This window comes from Kitasatospora putterlickiae (assembly GCF_039527695.1).
Taxonomy (GTDB): domain Bacteria; phylum Actinomycetota; class Actinomycetes; order Streptomycetales; family Streptomycetaceae; genus Kitasatospora; species Kitasatospora putterlickiae.
In genome coordinates, this window is sequence record NZ_BAAAKJ010000323.1 from 34,316 (window position 1) to 45,194 (window position 10,879).

At 72.4% G+C, this 10,879-nt stretch carries 9 protein-coding genes; 5 read left to right on the plus strand and 4 right to left on the minus strand.

Going from position 1 to position 10,879, the window contains the following annotated elements:
- Position 1: 1 nt before the first annotated feature.
- The gene (locus tag ABD308_RS30675) at positions 2 to 1,570 is read right to left on the minus strand and encodes a B12-binding domain-containing radical SAM protein (protein WP_344342248.1); all 1,569 of its coding nucleotides are present in this window, start codon (positions 1,568 to 1,570) and stop codon (positions 2 to 4) included.
- A 249-nt stretch (positions 1,571 to 1,819) separates the two neighbouring features.
- Between ABD308_RS30675 and ABD308_RS30680 the strand changes: the two genes are divergently transcribed.
- Positions 1,820 to 3,370 (plus strand): APC family permease, encoded by a 1,551-nt coding sequence (locus ABD308_RS30680; RefSeq protein ID WP_344342252.1) that lies wholly within the window; start codon positions 1,820 to 1,822, stop codon positions 3,368 to 3,370.
- Between the two features lie 125 nt (positions 3,371 to 3,495).
- Here ABD308_RS30680 and ABD308_RS30685 read toward each other — a convergent pair whose 3' ends face one another.
- Positions 3,496 to 4,101 carry a TetR/AcrR family transcriptional regulator gene (locus ABD308_RS30685; protein WP_344342255.1) on the minus strand — a complete coding sequence of 202 codons (606 nt, stop codon included), beginning with the start codon at positions 4,099 to 4,101 and terminating at the stop codon, positions 3,496 to 3,498.
- A 142-nt stretch (positions 4,102 to 4,243) separates the two neighbouring features.
- Here ABD308_RS30685 and ABD308_RS30690 point away from each other — a divergent pair, with 142 nt between their 5' ends.
- From ABD308_RS30690 to ABD308_RS30705, 4 genes are read left to right on the plus strand one after another with little or no spacing between them, the layout of a single operon-like run.
- Positions 4,244 to 5,035: a cyclase family protein gene (locus tag ABD308_RS30690; RefSeq protein ID WP_344342259.1), complete on the plus strand. Its 792-nt coding sequence runs from the start codon at positions 4,244 to 4,246 to the stop codon at positions 5,033 to 5,035.
- 43 nt (positions 5,036 to 5,078) lie between these two features.
- Positions 5,079 to 6,011 carry a fumarylacetoacetate hydrolase family protein gene (locus ABD308_RS30695; protein ID WP_344342262.1) on the plus strand — a complete coding sequence of 311 codons (933 nt, stop codon included), beginning with the start codon at positions 5,079 to 5,081 and terminating at the stop codon, positions 6,009 to 6,011.
- A complete protein-coding gene (locus ABD308_RS30700; protein WP_344342265.1) occupies positions 6,008 to 7,237 on the plus strand; it encodes a thiolase family protein in 1,230 nt (409 codons plus the stop codon). The genes ABD308_RS30695 and ABD308_RS30700 overlap by 4 nt, the downstream gene beginning before the upstream one ends.
- Positions 7,234 to 8,718 (plus strand): AMP-binding protein, encoded by a 1,485-nt coding sequence (locus ABD308_RS30705; protein ID WP_344342269.1) that lies wholly within the window; start codon positions 7,234 to 7,236, stop codon positions 8,716 to 8,718. Before ABD308_RS30700 ends, ABD308_RS30705 begins: the two co-directional genes overlap by 4 nt.
- A 219-nt stretch (positions 8,719 to 8,937) precedes the next feature.
- Here the strand turns inward: ABD308_RS30705 and ABD308_RS30710 are convergent, their stop codons facing one another.
- Complete coding sequence (locus ABD308_RS30710) at positions 8,938 to 9,639, minus strand: GPR1/FUN34/YaaH family transporter (protein WP_344342276.1); 702 nt, start codon at positions 9,637 to 9,639, stop codon at positions 8,938 to 8,940.
- Positions 9,640 to 9,686: 47 nt separating this feature from the next.
- Positions 9,687 to 10,295 (minus strand): Dps family protein, encoded by a 609-nt coding sequence (locus ABD308_RS30715; RefSeq protein WP_344342279.1) that lies wholly within the window; start codon positions 10,293 to 10,295, stop codon positions 9,687 to 9,689.
- Positions 10,296 to 10,879: the final 584 nt, after the last annotated feature.

The following is a 10,879-nucleotide window of genomic DNA, read 5'->3' on the forward strand; positions in this document are numbered from 1 at the left end:
GTCACACCCCCGCCGCGTTCGACCCGGCGTAGATGCCGTCGTAGAGCCGGTGCATCTCGCGGTCGTTGAGGGAGTTCGTCATCTCCAGCCGCTTCCGGTAGACGTCCCAGTAGCTGAAGTGCGGGGTGTTGATCGCGGACAGGAAGATCCCGATCACCTCGGGGTTCTCGTCCACGTCGAAGGCCAGGAGCTTGCGCAGCGTGGTGTAGTCGCGCGCGCCCGGCAGGAGCGAGAGGTTGAAGACGTTGAAGTACGGCTGGTAGGCGCTGCCGCCCAGGGTGCCCAGCTCGTCCTTGATGCGCAGGCAGTACTCGTTGAACAGGTCCACCGCGGCCGCGTCCTGCTCCGGGTAGCCGATGAACAGGTCGTAGGTCTGGTGGCCGATCCCGTAGTCGGTGAGCATGGTGGCCAGGATGTCGACCTGCTCGTCGAAGCCGAGCAGCTTGGGGAAGCGGCTCTTGGCGATGTTCATGTTGTCCAGCGGGATCTGCACCCGGTAGCAGCCGGTCCAGCCGTCCGCCGACTTGTCGTTGCCCAGCAGCGCCTCGGCCAGCTCGTGGTCGAACCGCCCGTTCTGGCTGAACTTGCCGAATTCGATGCCGTTCGCGAACTCCCAGGCGAAGCCGTAATCGCGGATCATCCGGAAGACCTCCAGCAGTTCCTCGCGGCCGCTGTCGTAGAGGAAGCGCCCGGTGCCGTTCTGCTGGATGCGGGAGAGCGGGTTGTCCTCCTGCCAGACGATGGTCCGGATGCCCAGCTCCCGGAAGTACTTGAGGTGCTGCTCCACGGCGCCCGGCGACATGTACCGGTACTTGCCGCGCGAGGGCGCGGTGCAGAAGGAGCAGCGCCACGCGCAGCCGCGGGAGGTCTCCCAGCAGATGAAGTTCGAGCCGACGCCCTCCGGCGGCGGGCCCTCGGCGGTGTCGGTGTAGAGCGACAGGTCGCCGACCAGGTCCAGGGCCATCGGCGGGAGGTTGTTCATGTCGAGGAGGTGCGACATGTCGACCTTGGGGGCGATCCGGTCGCGGGTGGCGGTGTTGGGTATCGCGCTGTAGTCCCCGCCGTTGGCGTAGGCCTGCACCACCTTGGAGAAGACCCACTCGCCCTCGCCCTGGACCACCAGGTCGACGCCGCGCTCCAGGTAGTAGTACGGGCGGGCGGTGGGGTCGACCCCGCCCGCCACCACGAAGGCCTTCGGGTTGACGCTCTTGATGAACCGGGCGAGGTCCGCGGTGATCTGGGCGCTGTTGGTGAAGTTGCAGGTCAGCCCGTGGATGTCGGCTTCCCTGATCTTCTCGATGTAGTCCTCGAAGGGCGAGCCGTAGCGGAAGCAGTCCATCTGGTGCGGGCCGTACGGGATGGTCTTGTAGTGGATGCGCTGGCCCCCGAGCTGCATGTCGACGATCTCGATGTCGCAGTCGAAGCCCATGGTGTCCGAGAACATCCTCAGCCCGCTGGCCAGCGTCGGCAGGGCGCTCTTCGGATTCAGCGGCCGCTCGGTGTTGATGGGTTCGTCGCACCCCCTGAAGACCTGGGAAGGGAAGGGGGCGTAGTACAGGTTGACCTTCACGCGAGAGGCTCCCTGATGCGTCACCGAAGACTTGCCGGGCTTGGCGGTCCAGTGTCGCCACAGTGTTGAGGGCAGGTCAATAACCTGTACACAAAAGGGAGTTGATGGGCTGACGGGGCGTCACTCGCGCAGTAGGTAAGGTGCCTTCCGGGGGGGTGGCGTCGAAGGATCTCCGGTCCGTCGGCGAATGGAAAGGAAATCCTCACGCCCTGTTGTGGCGATCCGCCGAAGTGTGCAGCATTCTCCGGCGTGGACGACCTCTCAGACCCCCTCTCAGGCCCGCTCGCCGCACCGGTCGCCGATCCGGCCGGCCGCGCCCCCGACTCCGAGCTCGAACGGCGCAAGCTCCGGAAGCACTTCGGCCGCTTCGACATCCTCTTCTTCCTGCTCTGCACCATCGTCGGCCTGGACACCATCGGCACCGTCGCGGCGCACGGCGCCGAGGCCTTCAGCTGGATGGTGCTGCTGGCGGTGGTGTTCTTCGTCCCCTCCGCCGCGCTCTGCGCGGAGCTGGGCACGGCCTTCCCGCAGGAGGGCGGCCCCTACCTCTGGGTGCGGCTCGCCTTCGGCCACCTGGCCGGAGCGCTGAACAACTTCATGTACTGGGTGACCACCCCGGTCTGGATCGGTGGCACGCTCTCCGTCTCCGCCCTGACCGCCTTCACCACGTTCTTCCGCGACGGCAGGCCGCTGGGCACGGCCGGCTTCTACGCCTTCGCGCTGTGCTTCATATGGCTCGGCGTGTTCACCGCGATCCTCTCCTTCAACCTCGGCAAGTGGATTCCCATCCTGGGGGGTTGGGCCCGCCTGCTGCTGCTCACCCTGTTCACCGCCACCGTGCTGGTGTACGCGGCCAAGCACGGCCTGCACGGCTTCGGCGCCTCGGACTTCGCCCCCAGCTGGGCCGGCTTCATCGGCCTGGTGCCGGTGCTGATGTTCAACTTCGTCGGCTTCGAGCTGCCCAACAGCGCCGGCGACGAGATGCACGACCCGCAGCGGGACGTCCCCTTCGCCATCCTCCGCGGCGGCGCGCTCAGCGTCCTGCTCTACACGGTGCCGATCCTGGGCATCCTGCTCGTCCTGCCGACCGAGGCCGTCACCGGCCTCCATGGCTTCCTCGACGCCATCCGCCAGGTGTTCACCGTCTACGGCGGCCGGATCGAGGGGGACGGGACGGTCGTCCTGAGCGGGGGCGGACTGGTCCTCGGCGGTCTCACCGCGGTGCTGTTCATGCTGACCCTGTTCTCCTCCGGCGTGGCCTGGCTGATGGGCACCGACCGGGCCCTGGCCGTCTCCGGATACGACGGAGCCGCGCCGCGGGCGCTCGGCGTGATATCGACGAGGTTCGGCACGCCCGTCCGGGTCAACCTGCTCAGCGGGCTGGTCGCCACCGGCGTACTCATCCCCGCCCACGAGCTCACGGGCGGGGACGCCGGCAAACTCTTCGGCGCGGTGCTCTCGTTGGCCGTCTCCACGACACTGGTCAGCTACCTCGGCATCTTCCCCGCGCTGCCCGTCCTGCGGCGCAGGTTCCCGCAGGTCGAGCGGCCGTACCGCACGCCCTTCCCCACCGCCGTGTCCGTGCTGCTGACCCTGCTGATCGCCTTCGCCACGGTCCAGCTGATCGCCCCCGGGCTGGGCGCGGACTGGTTCGGCGAGGGCTACGCCCCCTCCGGCTGGACGCACGCGGAGCGGTGGACCTACCTGGCCACCCAGGGCATTCCGCTCGCCGCCTTCGCCCTCATCGCGGTGGGCTTCTGGGCCGCGGGGGCGCCCGCTCGACGCCGTCGGCGGGGCTAGCCAGGACGGGACGGAAGGGCCGGCGGGTGTTCCCGCCGGCCCTTCCGTGCTTCCAGCGGTGGCCGGGTGGTCACGGCGGCCCGGCGGCCGCCTCGGCGGTCGCGAGGCCGGGTGACGGCTGCGGCTCAGGCGCCGGCGGAGGAGGCCGGCCCGGAGCCGGAGAGCGCGTCGGTGTAGATGCCCGCCATCGCCGTCACGGCCCGCCGGCGGTCCAGGCCCGGGTCCAGGCGGTGCTGGATGTTGATGCCCAGGGTGCCGCCGAGCAGGGCCGCCGCGACGGCGTCCGGGTCGGTGACGTGCGTGTCCGCCGCGCGCAGGTGGTCGGCGTACAGGTCGCGGATCTTGGCGTACTCCTCGGCGTAGGTCGCGCGCAGGGGCGATTCGCGGCTCACGGCCTCGATCAGGAGCGTCGAGAAGATGTGCGACTCGGGGCGGGACATCAGCGCGAAGTTCGCCTCGATCAGCGCCCCGACCCCGGTCCGCGGACCGGCGGCGAGACGTTCGCGCATGAACCCGGTACCCCACCGGAACGCTTCCTCGACCACGGCCTTCAGCAGTCCGTCCTTGGAGCCGAAGTGCCAGGCCACGGAGCCCCGGCTGATGCCGGAGCGCTCCGCCACGGCCTGGACGGACGCCGCGGCGGCCCCGCCCTCGGCGGCGAGCTCCCAGGCGGCGGCCACCAGCCGGCGCCGGGTCTCGGCGGAGATCTCCTGCTTGCGGGTCGCGCCCACGCGATGTCCTTCCCGATGTCTGCGGCCGCCTGACGAGGGCCGATTCTGCCATGCCGTCCCGGCGGTTCCGAGGCGGCCGGACCTTGCCTATGTTAACCGTCCAGTTCTATGCTGACCGTCCAATAACCGAGGAGGATCCGTCATGGAACTGATCGACCTGACCCGGACGCTGGACCCCGCCGACCGCGAACTGCTCCCCGAACAGCTGCGCCCCCTCGCCTCGGTGGTCGCGCCCTCCGTGGCCTACGCCCACCCGGCCGGCGAGGGGCGGGAGCAGTTCGCCGCCGCCATGCACTGCGGCGTCGAGGACCTGCCGGACGGCGAGGGCTGGGGCGCGGAACTGCTGACCGACTTCAACTCCCACCTCGGCACCCATGTCGACGCCCCGCTGCACTACGGCTCGACCTGCGAGGGCCGCCCGGCCCGCACCATCACCGACATCGCCCTGGACGAGCTGTGGTGCGAGGCGCTCGTGCTGGACCTGCGGGGGCGCTGCGAGCTCGACGCCCCGATCACCGTCGAGGCGCTGGAGGCCGCCCTCGCCGACAACGGCGCCCCGGTCCCGGCCGGGGGAGCGGTCCTGCTGCGCACCGGCCAGGAGCGGTACGGGCTGTCCGACCCCGAGTTCTTCCGCTACCCGGGGATGAGCCGGGAGTCGACCCTGTTCCTCGCCGACCTCGGGGCCAAGGTGCTCGGCACCGATGCCGGCGGCTGGGACCTGAGCTTCTCCGTGATGGCCCGCAGGTTCCGCGAGAGCGGTGACAACTCCGTGCTGTGGGACGGCCACCGGGCCGGCCGCGAGCGGGAGGTCTTCATCGTCCAGCAGCTGACCAACCTCGCCGCGCTGCCCCCGTCGGGGTTCCGGGTGGCGTTCTTCCCGATCAAGCTCGCCCGCGCGAGCGCCGCACCGGCCCGCGTCGTGGCCTTCGTCTGACCCCGACCCCGCTTCCCGTCCCTCCCGAGAAGGGGAACCGACCGTGAAACTCGCAACCGTGGAGCACGAGCGCGCCGAACGGACCGCGCTCGTCCTCGGCCAGGGCGAACGCCTGCTGCTGCTTGAGCGCGCCCACCACCTGACGACCGGCGAGCACGCGCCCGCGCTGGCCACCATGCAGCTGATCATCGACGGCGGCGATCCCGTGCGGCGGATCCTCGACCGGCTCGCCGCGCGGGAGCCGGCCGAGGCCGTCGTCGCCGCCTCCGAGGTGCGCTGGCTCGCCCCGCTGCCCAGGCCCGTGCAGATCCGGGACTTCGGCGGCTTCATGGACCACTTCCGCAACGCCCGGGCCCGGATCCAGGGCATCCCGGCCGAGCAGGTCGAACTGCCCGCCGTCATGCTCGAACGCCCGCTGTACTACTTCACCAACCGGCTCTCGGTGACCGGCCACGACAGCGACATCACCTGGCCCGCCTACTCCTCGGTGCGGGACTACGAGCTGGAGTTCGCCTGCGTACTCGGCCGCGGCGGTACGGACATCACGGCCGCGGAGGCCCCCTCGCACGTCTTCGGCTACACGATCTTCAACGACTTCAGCGCCCGCGACACCCAGCTGGAGGAGATCGCCACCGGCCTGGGCCTGAGCAAGAGCAAGGACTTCGCGGACTCCAACGTCCTCGGCCCCTGGATCACCACCGCCGACGAGGTCGGCGACCCCTACCGGCTCACCATGACCGCCCGCGTCAACGGCGAGGAGGTCAGCCGCGGCACCACCGCCGGCATGCACCACACCTTCGCCGACATGATCGCCTTCGCCTCCCGGTCGACCCGGCTGCACGCCGGAGAGGTCCTCGGCTCGGGCACCGTGCCCACCGGCTGCGGGCTGGAGCACGGCCGCTTCCTGGAACCCGGCGACACCGTGGAACTCGAAGTCTCCGGCCTCGGCGTCCTGCGCAACCGGGTGGTGGCATGAACCGCGAAGCACTGATCCTCGGCGTCGGCGCCACCCCCTTCGGCCGCCACCTCGACCGCACCGCCGGCGACCTCGCCGGACAGGCCGCCCACGAAGCGCTGCGCGACGCCGGGCTCACTCCCGCCGACGTCGGCGCCGTCTTCCACGCCACGGTCAGCCAGAAGGCGATCGACGGCCAGCACATGATCCCCGGCCAGGTCGCCCTGCGCCCGCACGGATTCGCCGGCGTGCCCGTGGTGAACGTGGAGAACGCCTGCGCCGGCGGTGCCACCGCCCTGTGGCTGGCGATCGCGCACGTCCGGGCGGGTCTGTCGGACGTCGCCCTGGCGGTCGGCGTGGACAAACTGGTGTGCGCCGACCCCGCCCAGGGGCTGGCGGTGTTCGACGGCGCCATGGACGTCGCCCACCGCGAGGAGACCCTCGCCGCACTTGCCGCCCTGTCCGAGCCCCTGCCGCCCGAACTGGCCGTCCCCGAGGGCGACCGGTCCGTGTTCATGGAGATCTACGCCTCCCTGGCCCGCGCCCACATGCAGCGCTTCGGCACCACCGAGGCCCAGCTGGCCGCGGTCTCGGCGAAGAACCACGCCCACTCCGTCCACAACCCCCGGGCCCACTTCCGCAAGCCGTTCACCGCGGAGCAGGTCCTGGCGGCGCGTCGGGTGGCCTGGCCGCTGACGGTGCCGATGTGCTCACCGGTCAGCGACGGCGCCGCCGCCGTCGTCGTGACCAGGGCCGGCCTGCCCCACGACGAATCGGCCGTCGCGGTCCTCGGCAGCGTCCTGCTGTCGGGAACCGACCGGGCGGCGGACGACGCCGGGCGGCACATCGGCCGCCGGGCCGCGCTCGCCGCCTACGAGCGGGCCGGCGTCGGACCGCAGGACGTCGACGTGGCGGAGGTCCACGACGCCACCGCCTTCGGCGAGATCCAGCAGGTGGAGAACCTGGGCTTCTGCCCGATCGGCGACGGCGGCCCCTGGTCGGCCTCCGGCGCGGGCGCACTCGGCGGCTCCCTCCCGGTGAACCCGTCCGGCGGACTCGAATCGCGCGGCCACCCGGTCTCCGCCACCGGACTCGCGCAGGTCTTCGAACTGGTCACCCAACTGCGCGGCCGGGCCGGCGGACGCCAGGTCCCCGGCGCGCGCATCGCCGTCGCCGAGAACGGCGGCGGCCTCTACGGAACCGAGGAGGCGGTGGCCGCCGTGACCGTCCTGGGGAGAACGCGATGAGACCCGGTTACGCCGACCTGATCCTGTCCGCGCTGCGCCGACGGCCCGAACGCACCGCCTTCCGGTTCACCGACGACGACGGGGCGAAGCACACCTGGACCTACGGCGAGACCGCGGAACGGATCGAACGCACCGCGGCCGCGTTCGGGCGCCGGGGCCTGGCGCCCGGCGACGGGATCGCCCTGCTGTGCGGCCCGGACCCGAGGGCGTTCACCGTCATGGCCGCCGCCTGCCTGGCCGGACTGCGCTACACCGCCCTGCACCCGCTGGCCACCGCCGACACCGACCGGACCGTCCTGCGCGACAGCGCCTCCGACCGCCTGGTCGTGGACGACACCCGCTTCGCCTCCCGCGCCCACCCCGAGGGCGTCCAGGCGCTCTCCCTCACCGAACTCGACAGCCTCGCCGCCGACACGGCGCCCGGCCCCGGCGACCCGCGCGGCCCCGCCCTGTACCTCTTCTACACTGGCGGGACGACCGGGGAGCCCAAGGGCGTGATGCTGCGTGACCGCTCCCTGCTCGCCAACGCCTGGGCCGGCGCCACCTGGGCCTGGCCGCCGGACACCCACTTCCTGATCACCACCCCCATGTCGCACGCCGCCGGCCTCCTCGTCGCCCCGGGCCTGCTGCGCGGCGCGAGCTTCGAGCTGCACTCGTCCTTCGACCCCGGCCGCGTCCTCGACGCGATCGAGCACGACGGGGTGAGCGCCACGTTCGTCGTCCCCACCATGCTCTACGCCCTGCTCGACCACCCCCGGCTCGCCACCGCCGACCTGTCGGGGCTGACCTGGGTCCTGTACGGCGCCGCGCCCGCCGACCCCGCCCGGCTCGCCGAGGCGCACCGCCTCCTCGGCCCCGTGCTCAGCCAGCACTACGGCCAGGCCGAGGCACCCAACGCGCTCACCGTCCTGGACCCGGCCGAACACCGCGACGACCCGGGCGTCCTGGGCAGTTGCGGCCGGCCGGTGCCCGGCGTGGAGATCGCCCTGCTCGACCCGCACGGCCGGGACGTGCCGGACGGCGAGCCCGGCGAACTGTGCGCCCGCGGGCCGCTCGTGATGGACGGCTACTGGAACAAGCCCGAGCAGACCGCGGCGGCACTCGAAGGAGGCTGGCTGCACACCGGCGACGTCGCCCGCCGGGACGGCACCGGCCTGATCACGATCATCGACCGGATCAAGGACACCATCATCACCGGCGGCTTCAACGTCTATCCGCGCGAGGTCGAGGACGTCCTCGCCACCCACCCGGCCGTCGCCGCCGTCGCCGTGTACGGCACACCCGACCCGCACTGGGGCGAAGCCGTCACCGCCACCGTCGTGCTGCACCCCGGACGACACGCCACCCCCGCCGAACTGACCGACCACGTCCGCGCCCGCAGGGGCGCCCTCTGGGCACCCAAGCGGCTCCACCTCGCCGACGCCCTTCCCCTCACCGCCCTGGGAAAGGTCGACAAGAAGGAACTCCGCAACCGGTCCTGACCGCCGCCGCCGGCGGTCGCGCCCGGTCCGGCGGTGCCTGGTGCCCCGCCGGCGGCGGTGGTTCCGGGAGGTCCGGCCTCACACGTGCCGGAGGGGGATCCGCGGGTCCCCGTCCTTCCGGTGGCCGATCTCCACGGGCTTCGGGCAGCCGACGGCGACTCCGCGCAGCAGGGCGCGTACGGCCTGCTCCACCTCCGACCGGCGGGGCGCCACCGGCGCTCAGAGCGTGCGGCGCACGCCCGCCTGCCGTTCCAGGTTGCGCAGCTGGACGGACAGGTCGCCGTCGACGGCCGCCCGGGCCGGGCCGCTGCGGCCGATGGGCAGCACCTCCTCGCTGCGCATGTCCTCCAGCAGCAGGGCGAAGGCCGCGTACCCCGCGACCAGCGCCACCAGCAGCCCGAGGGCGCCGGAGGTGCGGGTGAGCCACTCGGCGCCGGTGAGGCCCGACAGCCCGGTGGCCGCCCAGCGGGGCAGGGAGACCGCCAGGACCAGCCAGAGCGCGCGCTTGGGCCGGGTGATGGCGGTCATCAGCGCGCCGAAGCAGAGGAACGCCAGGTTGAACACGCCGAGCACCCGCAGGCCCTCGGGCGCGCCGCTGAGCATGACCAGCGCGTAGGCCAGCCAGCTGCCGGCGAAGACGCCCATCAGCGTCGCCGCGATCACGTCCCGGGCGCCGAAGCACAGGATGCTCACCAGGAACTGCAGGGCGAAGGCGGGCAGCACGCACAGGGCGACGGCGCCGCGCGCCTCGGGGCCGAGGACGCCGAGCTGCAGGCACGCCGTCATCACGGAGGCGATCGCCACCGTGAAGAAGCCCAGCGGCATGGGGGAGGCCATGGGGCGCAGGTTGATGCGGGTGATCGACCGGAGATCCGGTTCGAAACGGCGGGTCGGGGACGGGTCGGGGGAGGCTGTGGTCATGGTGCTGCTCTCTCGTTCGGTGATCGGGCCGGGGTCGGGGGGCTGGGTCAGCTCCGCACCAGGGGGGTGTCCACCAGGTGCTCGGCCAGGAACCACGCCTGCGCCTCACCGGTGCGGATGACCTGCGAGACCAGCAGGTCGGTGCTGCCCTCGTCGCCCTCCGCGGAGATCCTGGCGGCGGCGTCCCGCGCGTCGATCAGGATCCGCTCGTGCGCGTCGAGGAGCCGCGACAGCATGACGGGGACCGGCTCGACGCCGTCCGGCGGCCGGGGGACGGACGTCAGCTCCGCGGCGTGGCGCGGGTCGCCGACGGCGACGCCGCCCAGGCTCTGGACCCGCTCGGCCAGCGCGTCCACGATGGCCAGCTGCGCCTCCGCGTGCTTGTCCAGCATGACGTGGAGCGAGTAGAACGTCGCCCCGCGCATGAGCCAGTGGTGCTTCTTGTAGAGGGCGTGGAGCATCTGGGTGTCGGCGAGGACGTGGTTGAGCCGCTGGCAGGCGTACATGCGGGTGTCGTGGCCGAGCCCGATCGGCACCTGCTTGAGCGTGCCGAACGCCTGGGTCTCGGCGCCCTTCTGGTGCAGCAGCGGCTGGCCGCCGCCGTGCGGAGAGGTGGCGGCGGGTTCGGTGCTGGACGTGGCGTTCGCGGTTTTCACCGGGTGCTCCCTGTCGGGGTGTCGGGGTCTCGGGACGCCGGACCGGAAACGGGCCGGGCGGATCCGAAACTACGACCGGGCCGCCCGCCCGGATGTGACCTCCGCGCCCGGGCGGTGTCGCGACAGCGCACGTTCGAAGCAGGAGCGGGCCGACCGGTGCGGGCCTCACCCGGCGGGCCGGCGGAGCCAGTGGGCGGCGGCGGCCGGCAGGGAGGTGACGCCGGTCTGGATGGTGGGCTCGGGCGCCGGGGCGTCGTGGGGGGGAGTGGTGGGTGGGGACGGAGGCGGGGAGGCCGTCGCCGGGTTGGGGACGGTGGAGCCGGTGGCCGGTTGCGTTCAGCGGCTCGGCGAGGGCTTCCAGGGCCGGCTCCGCTCGCTGCCGCGTGAACCCGGCCTGGCGCACGGCGAGATCGCCCCGAGCCTGAAGCCGGGGCGGCCGGTGGTGGGGCAGGGGTTCAGGCGCCTCGTGCGCGGGGCCTGAGCACCGGCCGGTACCGGCGCAGGACGTAGGCCGATCCCGTCGCCGCGAGCAGGACCGCCGCGGCCTGGACGGCCGTCGCGGCGACCGCGCCCTACCTCACGCT